This window comes from Cellulosimicrobium cellulans (assembly GCF_001722485.1).
Classification (GTDB): domain Bacteria; phylum Actinomycetota; class Actinomycetes; order Actinomycetales; family Cellulomonadaceae; genus Cellulosimicrobium; species Cellulosimicrobium cellulans_A.
Window position 1 is genome coordinate 1 of record NZ_LWGL01000079.1, and the last position, 15,599, is coordinate 15,599.

Annotated in this window: 15 protein-coding genes; 3 read left to right on the forward strand and 12 right to left on the reverse strand. The window is 72.9% G+C overall.

Annotated elements, in window-relative coordinates; genetic code table 11:
- Positions 1-629, forward strand: a 629-nt coding sequence (locus tag JZ5iCDA_RS10145) for an anti-sigma factor (RefSeq protein WP_069387061.1), incomplete at its 5' end; no start/stop codon positions are given.
- Positions 630-736: 107 nt separating this feature from the next.
- On the opposite strand, the gene JZ5iCDA_RS10150 is transcribed toward JZ5iCDA_RS10145, so the two are convergent.
- Together JZ5iCDA_RS10150 and JZ5iCDA_RS10155 are read right to left on the reverse strand one after the other, a co-directional pair.
- Positions 737-1,093, reverse strand: a complete 357-nt coding sequence (locus JZ5iCDA_RS10150; protein ID WP_069387062.1) for an ArsR/SmtB family transcription factor — start codon at positions 1,091-1,093, stop codon at positions 737-739.
- Positions 1,090-1,578 (reverse strand): SRPBCC domain-containing protein, encoded by a 489-nt coding sequence (locus JZ5iCDA_RS10155; RefSeq protein ID WP_069387063.1) that lies wholly within the window; start codon positions 1,576-1,578, stop codon positions 1,090-1,092. The genes JZ5iCDA_RS10150 and JZ5iCDA_RS10155 overlap by 4 nt, the downstream gene beginning before the upstream one ends.
- Positions 1,579-1,758: 180 nt before the next feature.
- On the opposite strand from JZ5iCDA_RS10155, the gene JZ5iCDA_RS10160 reads away from it, so the two are divergent.
- Positions 1,759-2,094 (forward strand): ArsR/SmtB family transcription factor, encoded by a 336-nt coding sequence (locus JZ5iCDA_RS10160; protein WP_069387064.1) that lies wholly within the window; start codon positions 1,759-1,761, stop codon positions 2,092-2,094.
- Positions 2,091-2,816 carry a cation diffusion facilitator family transporter gene (locus tag JZ5iCDA_RS10165; RefSeq protein WP_253182043.1) on the forward strand — a complete coding sequence of 242 codons (726 nt, stop codon included), beginning with the start codon at positions 2,091-2,093 and terminating at the stop codon, positions 2,814-2,816. Before JZ5iCDA_RS10160 ends, JZ5iCDA_RS10165 begins: the two co-directional genes overlap by 4 nt.
- A 90-nt stretch (positions 2,817-2,906) precedes the next feature.
- Here JZ5iCDA_RS10165 and JZ5iCDA_RS10170 read toward each other — a convergent pair whose 3' ends face one another.
- The 10 genes from JZ5iCDA_RS10170 to JZ5iCDA_RS18850 form a co-directional block, all read right to left on the reverse strand.
- Complete coding sequence (locus JZ5iCDA_RS10170) at positions 2,907-3,989, reverse strand: glycosyltransferase family 2 protein (protein WP_083259875.1); 1,083 nt, start codon at positions 3,987-3,989, stop codon at positions 2,907-2,909.
- The gene (locus JZ5iCDA_RS10175; protein ID WP_069387066.1) at positions 3,986-4,618 is read right to left on the reverse strand and encodes a hypothetical protein; all 633 of its coding nucleotides are present in this window, start codon (positions 4,616-4,618) and stop codon (positions 3,986-3,988) included. Before JZ5iCDA_RS10175 ends, JZ5iCDA_RS10170 begins: the two co-directional genes overlap by 4 nt.
- Positions 4,619-4,640: 22 nt before the next feature.
- A complete protein-coding gene (locus JZ5iCDA_RS10180) occupies positions 4,641-7,040 on the reverse strand; it encodes a glycoside hydrolase family 3 C-terminal domain-containing protein (RefSeq protein ID WP_069387067.1) in 2,400 nt (799 codons plus the stop codon).
- A 106-nt stretch (positions 7,041-7,146) separates the two neighbouring features.
- Entirely contained in the window at positions 7,147-10,146 is a 3,000-nt protein-coding gene (locus tag JZ5iCDA_RS10185; RefSeq protein WP_253182044.1) for a glycoside hydrolase family 3 protein, read from the reverse strand.
- 203 nt (positions 10,147-10,349) lie between these two features.
- Positions 10,350-11,705 carry an ATP-binding protein gene (locus tag JZ5iCDA_RS10190; RefSeq protein WP_069387069.1) on the reverse strand — a complete coding sequence of 452 codons (1,356 nt, stop codon included), beginning with the start codon at positions 11,703-11,705 and terminating at the stop codon, positions 10,350-10,352.
- Positions 11,702-12,415 carry a LytR/AlgR family response regulator transcription factor gene (locus JZ5iCDA_RS10195; protein WP_069387070.1) on the reverse strand — a complete coding sequence of 238 codons (714 nt, stop codon included), beginning with the start codon at positions 12,413-12,415 and terminating at the stop codon, positions 11,702-11,704. The genes JZ5iCDA_RS10190 and JZ5iCDA_RS10195 overlap by 4 nt, the downstream gene beginning before the upstream one ends.
- A gap of 117 nt (positions 12,416-12,532) precedes the next feature.
- On the reverse strand, positions 12,533-13,150 hold the full coding sequence (locus tag JZ5iCDA_RS10200) for a dihydrofolate reductase family protein (protein ID WP_069387071.1): 618 nt from the start codon (positions 13,148-13,150) through the stop codon (positions 12,533-12,535).
- 131 nt (positions 13,151-13,281) lie between these two features.
- Positions 13,282-13,680 carry a hypothetical protein gene (locus JZ5iCDA_RS10205; RefSeq protein WP_069387072.1) on the reverse strand — a complete coding sequence of 133 codons (399 nt, stop codon included), beginning with the start codon at positions 13,678-13,680 and terminating at the stop codon, positions 13,282-13,284.
- 141 nt (positions 13,681-13,821) lie between these two features.
- Complete coding sequence (locus JZ5iCDA_RS10210) at positions 13,822-15,096, reverse strand: glycosyltransferase (RefSeq protein ID WP_083259876.1); 1,275 nt, start codon at positions 15,094-15,096, stop codon at positions 13,822-13,824.
- 60 nt (positions 15,097-15,156) lie between these two features.
- The coding region (locus JZ5iCDA_RS18850; RefSeq protein WP_171905346.1) for a class F sortase at positions 15,157-15,599 on the reverse strand (443 nt) is incomplete at its 5' end.

Here is a 15,599-nt window from a genome sequence, read left to right on the forward strand (position 1 = left end):
GCGTCTGGGAGGCCGTGCGCGACGAGCTCGGCCTCGCGGCGGAGGTCGGGGTCGGGCCGACGGAGGCCGACGAGACGGCCGCACCGGCCGCACCGGCACGTGCGGAGACCGCGCCTCTGCCGGCCGACCGCGAGCCGACGCCCGACCTGCCGCACACCGGGGCGAGCGTCGTGCCGCTGGCGTCGCGCCGGCCGCGCGCCTGGCTGCCGGTGGCGGCCGCGGCGTGCCTCGCGCTCGTCCTGGGCGTCGCGGGCGGCGTCTGGTGGGAGCGCCGGGAGGCCGAGCCGCCCGAGACGACCGTCGCGACGGCCGACCTCGAGGCCCTGCCCGACTGGGCGGGCGCGAGCGGGCAGGCGCGCGTCGAGGAGAGCCCGGACGGGCGGCGGCAGGTCGTCGTGTCGCTCGACGCCCCGGCGCCCGAGGGCACGTACCGCGAGGTGTGGCTGCTCGCCGAGGACGTCAGCGGGCTCGTGAGCCTCGGCGTGCTCGAGGGCTCCGAGGGGCGCTTCGACGTCCCCGACGGCCTGGACCTCGCGGCGTTCCCCGTCGTCGACGTCTCCGAGGAGCACTTCGACGGCGACCCGGCCCACTCGGGCGACTCCGTGGTGCGGGGACCGCTCGATGTCTGACGACGCCGCCCGGTGCCGCGTCCGCACCGGGCACGAGATCGACCCGCCCGTCGCGCGGCCGGCCTCCGGGAGGCCGACGTCGCGACGGACGGGTCGACGTCGTGGCGCTACTCCGACGAGCCGGACGCCTCCGACGCCCCGGACGACTCGGCGATGCGCCGGATCGCGTCGAGACGCCGCTCCCACGCCGCGCCGATCGCGTCGAGCGCGCGCGCCGTCTCGCTGAGACGGGCCCCGAGCGCCCGGTAGCGCACCTCGCGCCCCGCTCGGAACGGTTCGACGAGCCCGGCGTCGGCGAGCACCGCGAGGTGCTTGGCGATCGCCTGCCGGCTGACCGGCAGGCGGTCGGCCAGGCCGGACGCCGACAGGTCGGCCGTGCCGAGCTCGGTGAGGATGCGCCACCGGGTGTCGTCGGCGAGCGCCGCGAACACGGGGGTCAGCGCCTGCGGTGCGGGAGTGCTCACGCCGGCGCCCCCGCCGGGGGGACGGGCGCCCCCTCGAGGACCGCGACGAGCTCGTCGAGCTCGCTCGTCCAGCCCTGCCGGTGGTCCTCGAGCGCGGCGCGTGCGTCCGCGAGGTGCTCGAAGCCGGTCTCGACGACGGTGAGGACGGTGCCCTCGCCGTCGGGCACGAGCGTGAACCGCGCGACGGTCGAGTTGTCCGCGCGCAGCGTCTCGCCCGCGGGCGCGCTCCACCGGAACGCGAACACCGACGGCTCGTCGTACTCCTCGATGCGGACCGGCAGGTCGGGGTTGTCGTCCCAGCTGAACGTCCCCTCCCCGCCGACGCGCAGGTCGGGCAGCGACGTGCGCTGGCCGAACCACTGGCTGATGAGCTCCTCCTGCGTGAGGGCCGCCCACACGCGCTCCACGCTCGCCTGGACGCGGACCGTGCGGGTCACCGTGAACGTCTCCTCGTCGACGACGGCCGGCTCGTTGATCGTGGTCATGGTCGTGCTCCTTTTCGGGATCGTGCGGATCGGGTGCTGCTCTCGAGTGCAACTCCAGAGTTGCACCCGGTCCACCAGATAGCAACCCCCGAGTTGCACGTCGTCGTCCCGGCATCGCGGTGCGAGATCCTCGACGATCCACGGCGTCGTGAATTCACGGTTCCGTGTACTGTCGTCCGTATGGTCGAGACGGTCACGCTCACGCACACCGCCGCGCTCGCACGGCTCGGGCACGCGCTGTCGGACGAGACGCGCAGCCGCATCCTGCTCGCGCTGCGGGAAGCCCCCGCCTACCCGTCCGACCTCGCGGACGCCCTCGGCGTCTCGCGCCAGGTGATGTCGAACCAGCTCGCGTGCCTGCGCGGCTGCGGCCTCGTCGAGGCGATCCCCGACGGCCGCCGCACCTGGTACCGCCTCGCCGACCCCCACCTCGCGCCCGCGCTCGACGACCTCCTGCGGCTCGTCGTCGCCGTCGACCCGACGTGCTGCGCCCCGGAAGGATGCACCTGCTCGTGACCTCCCTGTCGCTCGGGCCGCGCCCGCTGCTCCCCGACCGTCGCGCCGTCCTCGAGCGGCGGATCCGCTGGGTCGTCGGCGCGACCATCGCCTACAACGTCGTCGAGGCGGTCGTCGCGATCACCGCTGGCCGCGTCGCGTCGTCCGCGGCGCTCGTCGGCTTCGGGCTCGACTCGATCGTCGAGGTGCTCTCCGCCGCGGCCGTCGCGTGGCAGTTCGCCGCGCCCGACCCGCACCGGCGCGAGCGCACCGCCATGCGGGTCATCGCGCTGTCGTTCTTCGGCCTCGCGCTGTTCGTCACGGTCGACGCCGTCCGCACGCTCCTCGGCGCGTCCGAGCCGGACCACTCGACCGTCGGCATCGTCCTCGCGACGGTGAGCCTCGCCGTCATGCCGTTCCTGTCGTGGTTCGAGCGGCGCACCGGTCGCGAGCTCGGCTCCGCGTCCGCCGTCGCCGACTCGAAGCAGACGCTCGTCTGCACCTACCTGTCGGCCGTGCTCCTCGTCGGGCTCGTGCTCAGCTCGACGCTGGGGTGGACGTGGGCGGACCCGCTCGCGGCGCTCGTCATCGCGGGCTTCGCCGTCCGGGAGGGCGTCGAGGCGTGGCGCGGCGACGCGTGCTGCACGCCGGTCGCCGCGCTCGTCGGGCACGACGACGCGGACCGCGCCCAGGGCACCGGCTGCGCCGACGGCTGCTGCTCCCCCACCACCCCAGCCGAGTGATGCGCTCCCGCTCGAGTGATGCGTCCAGGAGCGCATCACTCGAGCGGGAGCGCATCGCTCGCGGCCAGCAGGCCCGTCAGGCGTCGGGCGTCAGCTGAACCCGACGACCCGCTGCGCCACGCGGTAGGCCATCACCGAGACGCGCCGGCCGGCGGCGCCGGGCAGGTTGCTCAGCTGCCCGAGCGCGCTCCAGCGCAGGCGGCGGTAGAGCGTCGGGTCCTCGCGGCGCAGCTCGCGCCAGAGCTGGTCCCTCTCCTCGAGCGCCGCGCGCGTCCCGGAGCGGATGAGCAGGATCGACGAGACGGCGCAGATGATGCGCGCGTAGTGCAGGCGGTAGTCGTGCAGCCGTCGGTCCGTCACGGGCGTGGACTGCAGGTGGCGCAGCATGAGCCAGTTCACGCGCAGCTGCTGGTCGAGGCGGCGCAGCATGACTGCCTCGTGCACCGACTGGTCCTCGCGGCCGATGAAGTACCGGTACAGGTCGACGTCGAGGTAGTACGCCGTGCGCACGCGTGCGAGCGGCTCGAACGCGTAGAGGTTGTCGACGTAGAACGTGTGCTCCGGCAGTCGCAGGCCGTACTCCCGCAGCAGCTCGGTGCGGTAGATCATCGAGTGCATGAGCAGGTACTGCCGCTTGCGGAAGCGGCGGGTGTCGCTCCACGTGAACACGCGGTCGCGCGGCAGCGCGTTGCGGTACCGCACGGCGACCTTGCGGCGCTTGCCGGCCTTCTCGTACACGTAGTTGCTGACCAGGAGGTCCACGTCGGTGTTCGCGCGGAAGCCGCGGAGCGTCTCGAGGACCCGCGCGAACGCGTCGCGGTCGAGCCAGTCGTCGCTGTCGACGACCTTGACGTACCGGCCGCGGGCGCGGGCCAGTCCCGCGTTGATCGCGGAGCCGTGCCCGCCGTTGGCCTTGCGCACGACCTCGACAGCGCCGGGGTGCGCCCGGGCGTAGCGCTCGGCGAGCGTGGCGGTGCCGTCGGTGGACCCGTCGTCGACGACCAGGACCTGGACGTCCGGGCCCGCGTCGACGAGCGAGTCGAGGCAGCGGTCGAGATACCCCTCGGCGTTGTACGCGGGGACGATGACCGACAGGACGGGCTCGGCGACCGGCGCCTGCGTCGTCGTGCCCGGCCGGCGGGCGCCGAGCGGCGACTCGAGGACCGCGCTCACGCCGTCCTGCCGACGGTCGCGGCGGCGGGCTCGCCGTCCTCGGTGGGCTCGGTCTTGAAGATGACCTTGAAGATCGGGAAGAAGACCCAGAACGAGATCGCCGCGTTGATGATCATCGTCACGACGTCGGCGAGGGTCTCCCCCGTGCCGCCGAGGCCCCACGTCTCGATGAACAGGTCGTAGATCGGCGTCTTGTACAGGCCCTGCAGCGCGGCGGCCACGAGGGTGATGACGACGTACGCGATGGCGTACCAGGTCGCGGCCTTGGCGACGGACGAGTTCGACTTGAAGGTGATGTTGCGCTGGGCGAAGAAGTTGATCACCTGGGCGATCAACAGCGTGATCTGCACGGCCAGGAAGTATGCCAGCCCACCGCCGCCGCCCGGCAACGGGCCCGCCGCGTAGTCGAAGACGAAGTACTGCGAACCGTCGGGGTTGGACCCGATCGGCCAGACCTGGAAGTCCGTGTCGACCAGCGGCGTCATGCCGAACAGCCACTTGATGAGCGGCATCAGGGCGAGCTGCAGGACGGTGATGCCGTTGCTCAGGAGGAAGAAGACGACGAACTGGGCGGTCCCCGGGCGCTTCTCGGCGAAGCGGCGCCAGGCGTCCTTGAGTCGGGTGAACATGCGAGGGGCTCTCTTCCGGAGGTCAGGCGTCGCCGCGCAGCTGGCGGGAGGTGGCACGGTTGGCGCGGAGGTTGCGGACGAACCCGCGGACCGTGGCCCCGGCGCCGCTGACGAAGTGGCCGTTGACGATGCGGACGATCCCGTCCACCATCTCGGCGCTCACCATCCCGTTGGTCATCTTCCCGATGGCGCGGAACGGCATGTTGAGCAGGAACAGGATGTTGAGGTCGGGCTTGCCACGGCGGTCGGCGCGGTCGCGCAGGAGCGCCAGGACCCGGTACGCGAGCCGCGCGAGCGGGCTGCGCGCGGTCCGCATGCGGCCGAGCGTGTCGTTCACCCCGAGCGGTCCCGACCACGCCGCGGCGGGCAGAGGGCGGCCGAGCAGCGCGACGAAGTCCTCGTCCGGCACGTCCTGGACGTCGCCCGTGAGGTAGCGCTTCGGCAGGTCCTCGGTGCGGGCCGGGACCGTGCCGACGAGCTCGACGTCCGCCGAGAGGGGCAGGTCGTCGACGTGCGCACCGGCCAGCACCTGCCACGTGCCCTGCTCGACCTGCCACGCCCCGGTCACGACGTCCCAGTGGCGGAACGCGGCGTCGCCGAGCGGGACGGTCACGGTGCGCGCCTCCCCGGGCGCGAGCTCGACGCGGGCGAACCCGGCGAGCGTGCGCACCGGGCGGTGGACACCGGGCGACGTGCGGGACACGTACACCTGCACGACGTCGGCGCCCGCGACGGCACCGGTGTTCGTCACCGTCACGGTCGCGGCGTCGGGCGTGGCCGTGAGGTCGCCGTACGCGAACGTCGTGTACGACAGGCCGAACCCGAACGGGAACGTCACCGGCACGCCGGCCGTCGTGTAGTACCGGTAGCCGACGAACAGCCCCTCGCGGTACTCCGCGGTGCGCTGCTGCCCCGGGAAGGTGCGGGCGGTGGCGGTGTCGGCGAGCCGGACGGGCACCGTCTCGGCGAGGCGGCCGGCGGGGTTCACCGCGCCGGTCAGGACGTCGAGCAGGCCGCCCGCGCCGGCCTGGCCGGCCAGGTGGCCGTGCACGAGGGCCCGGGCCGAGGCGAGCCACGGCATCTCGACGACGCCGCCGGCGGACAGCACCACGACCGTGCGGGGGTTCACCGCGGCGACCGCCGCGAGCAGCTCGGTCTGCGCCGCGTGCAGCGCGAGCGTCGAGCGGTCCATCCCCTCGGACTCGGCGATCTCGTCCAGGCCGAGGAACAGCAGGGCGACGTCCGCGTCACGCGCGGCCTCGAGCGCCTCGGCCTGCAGGGCGGCGTCGGGCGTACCGTCGCGCCGGAAGCCGGCGGCGAACGTCGTCATCGTCAGCCCGGACTCGCCGATCACGTCGAGCACGGAGTCCAGGCGGGTCGGGTTCACGGCCGAGGAACCGGCGCCCTGGTAGCGCGGCGTGCGCGCGAAGTCGCCGATCACCGCGACGCGCGTCCCGGCGGCGAGCGGCAGGAGCGCGTCGTCGTTCTTGAGCAGGACGGCGGAGCGTGCGGCGACGCGGCGCGCAAGCGCGTGCTGCGCAGCCGGGTCCACGACGGGCGCCGTGCCGGGCTCGCGCGCGTCGGCCACGAGCTGCAGCACCTCGGCGGCCCGGGCGTCCAGGTCGGCCTCGGCGAGCCGGCGGGAGCGGACGGCGGCCACGAGCTGGCGCGCGGAGTCGAGCCCCGCGGCGGGCATCTCGAGGGTGCCGCCGGCGGCCGCCGCGGCGACGACGTCGTTCGAGCCGCCCCAGTCGGACACGACCGCCCCGTCGAAGCCCCACTCGTCGCGCAGCACCTGCTGCAGCAGGAACGGGTCCTCGTGCGCGTAGGTGCCGTTGACCTTGTTGTAGGCCGACATGATGGTGCGCGGCCGGGCCTCGGTGACGACGATGCCGAACGCCGACAGGTAGACCTCGCGCAGCGTCCGCTCGTCGACCACGGAGTCCGAGGCCATCCGGACGAGCTCCTGCGAGTTCGCCGCGTAGTGCTTGGGGCAGGCGGCGACGCCCGTCGACTGGACGCCCCGCACCAGGGCCGCGGCCAGCTTGCCGGACAGCAGAGGGTCCTCGGAGAAGTACTCGAAGTTGCGCCCGCCCAGCGGCGAGCGCTTGATGTTCAGGCCCGGGCCGAGCAGCACGTCGACGTCCTGCGCCGCGGCCTCGGCGCCGAGCGCGCGCCCGACCTCCTCGGCGAGCTCGGGGTCCCAGGTGTTCGCGACCGCCGCGGCCGTCGGGAAGCAGGTCGCCGGCTGCGACTCCGCGATGCCGAGGTGGTCGGCCGCCCCGGTCTGCTTGCGGACCCCGTGCGGGCCGTCGGCCAGCCACAGGGACCGCACCCCGTGGCGCGGCAGGTCGTGGGTCTCCCAGACCGTCTTGCCGGTCAGCAGGGCGGCCTTCTCCAGCAGGGTCAGCTTCTCGATCATGACGCGCGTGTCCTCGGGTGTGCGGGGTGGTGCACGGGTGTGGCGGGCCGGGCCCCCGGCCGGCTCGCGCGGTGCGAGCCGGCCGGGTGCCGCAGGTAGGGACGGGTCAGCGCGTGCTGACCTCGTCGGCGTCCTCGGTGGCGGCCTCCGCCGGCGTGGCGGCGGCGCTCTCGGCCTCGGCGGCCTCGGCCGCCTCCGCCTCGCGGCGACGGCGCACCCGGCGCACGACCCACACCACGCCCAGCACCAGCAGGATGCCGAGCACGACGTCGACCGCGATCTGCACGTAGCGCCAGGTCGGCGGCGTGTAGTCGAGGGTCGCGCCGGACGCGATCCCGTTCATCGCGTTGGAGTTCGCGACGGTGTAGAGGATGTTGTGCGTCGCCGTGCGGATGTTGCTCACGGCCGCGGGGGACGTCGTGTCCTCGAGCACCTTCATCGGCTGGAAGGTGAGCATGAGGTCGGAGCCCGCGCGGATCGCCTGGTCCGGGTACATGTACTCGTACAGGTTGAAGTCCGTGATCGCGAACCCGCGGAAGCCCCACTCGTCGCGCAGGACCGTGTCCATGAGGGCCACGGAGCCGCCCGCCCACGTGTTCCCGATCCGGTTGAACGAGCTCATCATCGCGGTGGAGGCGCGCATCTCGCGGGTCTCGACCGTGCCCTGGTCGTCGGCGATGAACTCGATCTCGACCGTCGCGTTCTTGACGGGGAGCTCGAACGCCTTGAGGTAGATCTCGCGGATCGCCTGCTCGTTGGCCCAGGTCGCCACACCGTGGTTGATGCGGTTGGTCTCCTGGTCGTTGAGCGCGTAGTGCTTCATGGCGGTGTACACGCCCTTGCTGGCGGCACCCTCGACGACGGCCGTCGCCATCTCGCCCGACAGCACCGGGTCCTCCGAGTAGTACTCGAAGTTGCGGCCCGCGAACGGGGAGCGGTGCAGGTTGACCGCCGGCGCGTACCAGCCGTTGGCGTCGAGCGTCAGCGCCTCGTTGCCGATCGAGACGCCCATGGCCTCGGCCAGCTCGACGTTCCACGTCTGGCCGAGCAGCACCTCGGACGGGTACGCCACGCCGGAGATCGCGTCGTTGATGAAGGAGCTGAAGCCGGCGGGGCCGTCGTAGTCGCCCGTGACCTCCTTGACGATCGAGTTGATCGCCCCGGTGTTGTAGGCACCGTTGAGGATCACGCTCGTCATCTCCTCGACGGAGATCTGGTCGAGCAGCTCCTGCCACTGCGGGTCGTCGTAGTCGAGGCCGCGCATGTCGATCAGGCCCAGGTCGCCCTCGGCGCCCTGCGTCGGCATCTCGGCGTCGGACTCGGCGTTCACCGCTGCGGCGTCGTACTTGCCGAACGCGGCGACGGTCTCCTCGGACGCGACCATGTCGGCCCCGGTGGGCGCCGTCGGGAAGGTCCCGGCGAAGTCCGCGCGGGACATGTTGAGGATCTTGCCCTCCTCGGCGGTGTCCACGAACGCCGCGTTGACGTCGTCGAACGCGTTCGTGACGGCCGTCTCGTCGGAGGCGCGGTGGTCGTCGCCCGAGTACGTGACCGTCTCGTCGACCGTGTAGGTGATCGGCGCGGTGCCCGGCGCGACGGTGTGCGAGTCGGTCTGCACCGTCAGCGCGTAGTCGCCCGCCTCGAGCACGTACGCCTTCGCACCCTCGTAGTCGTACGAGGCCATGTCCTCGACCGCGAGGCTGAGGGTCACGGTCTCGGAGGCGCCGGGCTCGAGGACGTTCGTCTTGGCGAACGCGCCGAGCACGACCGAGGACTTCTCGATGCCGCCCGGGGTGTAGGGGGCCGAGTAGTAGAGCTGCACGACCTGCTTGCCCGCGACGTCGCCCGTGTTGGTGACCTCGACGTCGACGGAGATCTCGCCGTCGACCTCGCCGAGCTGCTGCCCGGTGACCTCCTGCGAGAACGTCGTGTAGCTCAGGCCGTAGCCGAACGGGTAGACGACGGCCTCGTCGTAGTCGATGAAGCCCTCGACGGCAGCCGTCTCGTAGTACCGGTAGCCGACGTAGATGCCCTCCTCGTACTGGACGAAGTACGCACCGCCGTCGACGCCGCGGCCCTCGTCGGTGCCGAGGCCGTCGATGTTCTCGTACTGGTACGAGCCGAAGTTCACGAAGGTCGGGTCGGCGGTGAAGTCCGCCGCGTAGATGTCGACCGTGCGGCCGGACGGGTTCACCTCACCGGTGAGCACCTCGCCGAGCGCGTTGAGTCCGCTCTGGCCGGGGGAGCCGATCTGCAGGATCGCGTCGATGCCGGCGTCGTACTGGACGGGGCCGAGCTCCATGCTCGTCGACGCGTTGACGACGACGACCACGGTCTCGAAGCTCTCCTTGGCCATCGCCAGGAGGTCCTTCTCGTCCTTGTTCAGCTCGAGCTGGTGCTGGCCGGGCTCGTAGTTGTCGTCCCAGCCCTCCATCGAGGTGGCCAGGTCGCCGCCCTCGCCGCCGGCGCGGCCGATGACGACCACCGCGGCGTCGGAGTAGTCCGCGAAGCTCGCGCGGGCGTCGTCCGAGTAGTTCGCGACCGGCATCTCGCCGATGTCGTAGACGGACTCGGCCGGCTTGTCCATGACGATGTTCGTCTTCGGGGCGTCCTTCGCGAACGTCTCGAGCTCGCCGTACACGGTCTCGTTGACCTCGACGCCCGCGTTCTGCAGACCGTCGAGAAAGTTCACCGCCGTGCTGGTGTCGGTGGAGCCGGAGCCCGAGCCGCCGTAGACGGGGTCGGCGGCCGTGCGGCCCAGCAGCGTGACGCGCGGGGCGTCACCCAGCGGCAGCGCCGCGGCCTCGTTCTTCAGCAGCACGATGCCCTCGGCGGCGATGTCCTGCACCAGCTGGTCGGCGGCGGCCTCGGCCTCCTCGGCCGTCGCGTGGTCCGCCTCCTCGTACGTGGTGTCCCAGTCCTCGGTGCCCTCGGCGTTGGTCACCGTGGTGGTGCCGGTCCCCAGCTGCGACGACACCCAGTTGGAGAACACGCCGAGCAGGATGTTCGCGGTGACGGCGAGCACCAGGACGAATCCCAGCACCGGGATCCAGATGGACAAGAACTTCTTGTTGGACATCGGCCTCTTCGCCGCTCTGCTGCTCACGAGGGGTCTCTCCTTCGAACACGGTCGTGGGGTGGCCGCCTGGTGCCGACGTCGGTGCAGGCAGGAGGGGCCGAGGCCAGACAAGCGCGCACCGGGCCCCTCGCCCCGGCGGGACGCACGATCGGTCGCTCCGGGCGCACGATCGGTCGTCCGGGAGGACGTCGGTCCCGCGCGGAGATGTCACCGGCCTCGAGCCGCCGAGGTCATCGGCCCCGTCCCGCCGGGACGCGCGGCCCGGACGCCCGGTCCTCCGGGAGCGGCAGCAGGACGCGCAGGATGAACCAGTCGTCCTCCACGTTCACCGTCATCGAACCGCCGTACTTCTCCGCGGTGTACCGGATCGACTTGAGCCCGTACCCGTGCCGCGTGCGGTCGGCCCGGCGGGTCACGATGTCGCCGTCCTCCGTGCGCAGCTCGCCCGTGAAGTAGTTCTCGAACGTCAGCAGCACGAACCGGTCCCGCGCGTACAGCGCGACCTTGATGAGACGGCGCTCCGGGTCCGGGACCGCGAGCACGCCGTCCATCGCGTTGTCGAGCGCGTTGCCGAACACCGCGGACACGTCCATCGCGGACATGAAGTCGACCGCCGCGCCGTCCACCACGTACGTGAGGTCGATGCCGCGCGCGGCGCACTCCTGGCTCTTGGTCGTGAGGATGACGTCGAGGACGACGTTGCCGGTGTCCGCCTGCGCCGCGTACCCGGAGACGCTCGCCTCGAGGTCGTCGAGGTAGGACGCGCGCCGGTGCGGGTCGGCCTCCGCCCGGATGACCCCGATCTGGTGCTTGAGGTCGTGGTACTTGCGGTTGACGATCTCGATGCTGCGCTTCGACTGCAGGTACTGCGCGTGCTGGCGGCGCAGCATCTCGTCGATGGCCCGCACCTCGGAGCGCGCCCGGTGCTGCAGGCGCTGGCCCTGCTGGGCGTACAGCGCGACGAACCCGCACAAGTCCACCAGGGTCCGGATGTAGAAGATCTCCGCGCCGAGCCGGCCGCTGAACGGGGTGTTGGCGCTGAGGAAGCTGATGTTGCTCATGAAGAACGTGACGAGCGCGATCGCCGCCGCGGACGCGAGCTCGCCGTGCGTGACGTCCAGCGCCTGCGCCGGGCGGAAGTGCCGCGTCTCGACGAAGTACGCGCCGACGAACCCGGCCGCGTAGACCAGCACGAAGAACGCGGCCTGCCACCCGAGGCCGGGGCGCCCGTCCGGCAGGAAGAAGAAGCAGTGGATCTGCCAGTGCAGGGCCGCGACGAGCTCGGCGAGCACCAGGGCGCGCGCCGCGAAGTACCCGGCGTCGCGCGCCGACACCTTCGCGGCCGTGACGATGAAGGCGTACATGCCGGCGACCGCGGCGGCCATCCCGACGGTCCACAGCTGCCGCGGCAGCTCGTCCGCGAGCTCCTGGAGGCCGACGAGCACGCCGAGCGCGACGAGCGCGACCGCGACCAGCCGGCCGCGCGTGAGGCGCGGGCGGCGCAGCAGCACGTACACGAGGCAGGCGGACCACTCGGCGAGGCCGGTCATGGCCCGCGGGATGTCGGGGAGGGTCTCCAGGATCACGTCGTCCGCGCCCCGAGGTGGTCGGTGAGCGCGGCGAGGAACGCCTTCTTCCGGGACCGGCTGATCTGCAGGTCGTGCCCGCCGACGAGCAGGGAGCTGTTGCCCTGGACGCCGAGCACGTGCCGCAGGTTGACGAGGTAGCCGCTGTTGCTGCGGAAGAAGCTCTTGCCCTCGAGCTGCTCCTCGAACGCCTTGAGCGGGCCGACGACCGAGTACCGGCCGTCCACGGTGTGCACGGTCGTGCGGTGCTTGCGGCTCTCCAGGAAGACGATGTCGTCGGTCGCGACCCGGGCCAGCCCGCCGTCGACCGCGAGCAGGAGGTAGTCCGCGGACCGGCGGCGCAGCCGGGCCACGGACCGCTTGATCTCCTGCGAGAACGTGAAGTACGGCACCGGCTTGAGCATGTAGCTCAGCGCGTCGACCTCGTAGCCCTTGATCGCGTACTGCGCCATGTTGGTGATGAAGATGATGACGACGTCGGGGTCCACCTGGCGGATGCGCTCCGCCGCGCTGAACCCGTCGAGCTCCGGCATCTCCATGTCGACGAGGAGGATGTCGAAGTCCGCGCGGTAGCCGGCGACCACCTGCGAGCCATCGGAGAACGTCGTCACCGCGAACTGCTCGTCGTGCGCCCGCTCGTACTGGCGCAGGTAGTCCACCAGCAGCTGAGCGCTCGCAGGGTCGTCCTCGACGATCCCGATCCTGATCACTGTGCCGCTCCGGAGTGTCGCTGTCCTGCCGCGACCACCACGACGGCCCCGCCGCTGCGGAGCCCGCGGCGGTTCCCGTGCCGCTCGCGCGGTCGGCGCGCCGCGGCGGGAACCAGGCTAACGCGACGGGTCGTCGAGAGGACGCACCCGGAAGCGCAGGTGCGTCACACGCTCGCCCGGCGTGATCTCCGGCCCGTCGAGCAGCCGCGGCACCGCGCCGATCGAGGCGAAGAACGGCACGCCGTCGCCGAGCAGCACGGGCACGACGTCGAGCACCACCTCCTCGAGGAGGCCCGCCGCGAGCGCCTGGCTCGCCATCTCGCCGGCGTTCACCCCGACGTCGAGCTCCCCCGCCGCCTCGTGCCCGGCCGCGACGGCGTCCTCGATCCCGCCGGAGACGAACCGGAACGGCGCGCCCGGGTGCGCGTCGACCCACTCCTGCGGCACCGCGTGCGTGAGCACGACGACGGGCTTGTCGAGCGGGTGGGTGCCGCCCCACCCGTCGGTCATGTCGAACAGGCGCCGCCCGACGACGAGCGCGCCGATGCGCCGCATCGTGGCGGTGAGGTACGCGTGGTCGGCCTCGGACAGCCGGAACGACACGTCGGGGTTGGCGCTCGGGAACTCGTGGTCCCCGGCGTCGTACCAGGCGAACAGGTGCTCGAACCCGCTGCCCTGCGGTCCTGCGATGAACCCGTCCAGGGACACGCTGGCGCTGGTCGTCACGATGCCCATGTCGTCCGTCCTCCCGCTGCGGGGCCGCCGTGGTCCGGCGGCCGGTCTCCCGGAGGTCGACCGCGAGCGCGGGCCCGGCTCATCGGTCGGGCCGATCGGCGGGGCTGACCGGTCGGGTCGACCGGTCGGGCTCAGCGCAGCTCGACGGCGCGCTGCCAGGACCCGACGACGCGGCCGTCGTCGGTCACGAGCCGGAAGGGGGCGAGGGGCAGGTTCCCCGCGCGCAGCCGGGCGCGCAGGACCTGGACCGCCTCGTCGTCGTCCGCGGCGCCGAACACCTCCCCGCGCACCGCGCCGGAGTCGGTCACGACCTTGTAGCGCGTCGTCGCCCGGTCGCTGTCGCGCACCTCGTGCGCGACGCCGGCGACCTCCTGCGCGACCTCGAGGCTCGGGAGGGCGCGCCACGTCCGGCCGCTGGTCTCGAGCGTGAAGGTGTCGAGCGCGGGGTCGTGACGGATCTCGTACGCGCACCCGTCCACCTCGGCGCGCCACACCCCGTCGCGGAGCGCGCTCCACCGCAGAGCGTCCATACGTCGTCGTCCCCCCGCTGCCCGGAAGTCAGGACCGATCGATCCTGCGGCGTGGTAAGTGTGCCGTCCGACGCGCCGGATGCCAAGACCTGTGGACGGCGGGGTCGCGACCCGCGCCCCACGACGCCGCGGACGGCGGCCTCAGTGGAGCATCGACTCCAGCAGGTCGGCGGCGGCGCGCGTCCCCCCGAGCGACCGCAGCTCGGCCCCGAGCCGCTCGGCCGTCGCGCGGTAGCGCGGGTCGCGCGCGACCTCCTCGTACGCGGCCGCGACCGCCGCCGGGCGCGGCGTGCCGGTGCGCAGGTTCACGCCCGCGCCGTGCCACCCCACGCGCGCGGCGATCTCCGGCTTGTCCAGGTCGCCGCCCGCCACGACGAGCGGGACGCCGTGGCGCAGCGCCTGCAGGACGCCGCCGTAGCCGCCGTTCGTGATCATCACCGACGTCCGCGGCAGGAGCTCGGCGTACGGCAGCATCGCCGCGACGCGCGCGTTGCGCGGCAGCGGGCCCGGGAGCGGCCCGGTGCGGTGCCCCAGCCCGACGACGACGAGCACGTCGAGGTCCGCGAGCGCCTCGAGCGCCGGGAGGACGAGGTCGCGCGGGTCGACGTTGGCGGTGCCCTGCGTCACGTGGACGACCGGGACGTCGGCGCCGAGCACGTCGTCCCACCAGTCCGGCAGGACGGACGGCGGCCGCGGGACGCCGTCGTCGGTGAGGTCGCCGACGAACCGGACGTGGGCGGGCAGGTCCTCGCGCGGGTAGTCGAGGCCGGGCGACCCCGCCCCGACGACGAGCCGCGGCGAGTACCACATCGTCGCGAACGTCTCGCCGTCGGGCTCGAGCCCGACCGCGCGCCGGGTCGCCTGGTAGCGGCGGGTCAGCAGGGCCGTCCCGGCACCGGACGCCGCGCCCAGGACCGCGTCCCGCACCTGGCCGAGCACGCCCGTGGCGGGCGTGAGACCGAGCCCCGTGGGCGGGATGCCCTTGCCCGGCAGCCACACCGCCACCGGCGAGACCGTCGCCCACGGGCAGCCGAGCCGCTCGGCGGCAAACCGCGTCCCCAGGACCATCGGGTCGCCGGCGAGCAGGTCCCACGGCTCCGCGTCGTAGGCGGCGAGCAGGTCCTCGCACTGCGCCGGCGCCGTCCCGAGGAACAGGTCCTCGAGGTTGACGAGCACCTGCCGGAACCCCTTGCGGTCCCGCATCCGGGGGAACGTCGCGGCGAGGTCCCGCTCGTCGAAGTCCGGCGCGGCGTCCCACGGGACGGCGCGCGCGCCGACCTCTTCCACCATGCCGGCGTACGACCTGCCCGTGTACACGCGGACGTCGTGCCCGCGCCGCACCAGCTCGCCCGCCACGGCGCGGACCGGCCGGGCGTGCCCGGCGAACGGCATCGTCGTCAGGAGGATCGAGGCCACGGGCCCAGTATCCGCGCGCGCACCCGGGTTCGGCAGCCCTACCTCTCGAGTACCCCCGGACTACCCCCCGACGGCCGCGGCGACGAGGACGACGTTGTCGCTGTAGTGCTGCGCGCCGGCGTCGAACCTGCCGCCGCACGTGATGACGACGAGCCGGTGCGGGCCGTCCGCGCGGTACACGTCGCGCGGGATCCCCTCGCTCTTGGGGTACGTGCGCCGCTCGACGACCTCGTACGTCACGCCCGTCCCGTCCGCGGCGTCGACCCGCAGGGCCGTGCCGAGCGGCGCGTCCACGAGACGCACCATCGGGCCGACGCCGAACCCCGACGCGTCGACGTGCGCCGCGAGCACGACCGTGCCCGACGCCGCCCCCGGCACCGCACCGCTCGACCACCAGCCGACGACGCGCGGGTCGGGCGGGACGTCGAGCGCGCCGTCGGGCAGCACGCCCGCCGGCACGACCTCGGCGGCGACGTCGGCAGCCGGTGCCGCCAGGTGCACGG

Coding starts and splice junctions, on each gene's coding strand:
- JZ5iCDA_RS10155 (WP_069387063.1), bottom strand. CDS start 1,578: ATGACCACGATCAACGAGCCGGCCGTCGTCGACGAGGAGACGTTCACG.
- JZ5iCDA_RS10160 (WP_069387064.1), top strand. CDS start 1,759: ATGGTCGAGACGGTCACGCTCACGCACACCGCCGCGCTCGCACGGCTC.
- JZ5iCDA_RS10175 (WP_069387066.1), bottom strand. CDS start 4,618: ATGTTCACCCGACTCAAGGACGCCTGGCGCCGCTTCGCCGAGAAGCGC.
- JZ5iCDA_RS10180 (WP_069387067.1), bottom strand. CDS start 7,040: ATGATCGAGAAGCTGACCCTGCTGGAGAAGGCCGCCCTGCTGACCGGC.
- JZ5iCDA_RS10200 (WP_069387071.1), bottom strand. CDS start 13,150: ATGGGCATCGTGACGACCAGCGCCAGCGTGTCCCTGGACGGGTTCATC.
- JZ5iCDA_RS10205 (WP_069387072.1), bottom strand. CDS start 13,680: ATGGACGCTCTGCGGTGGAGCGCGCTCCGCGACGGGGTGTGGCGCGCC.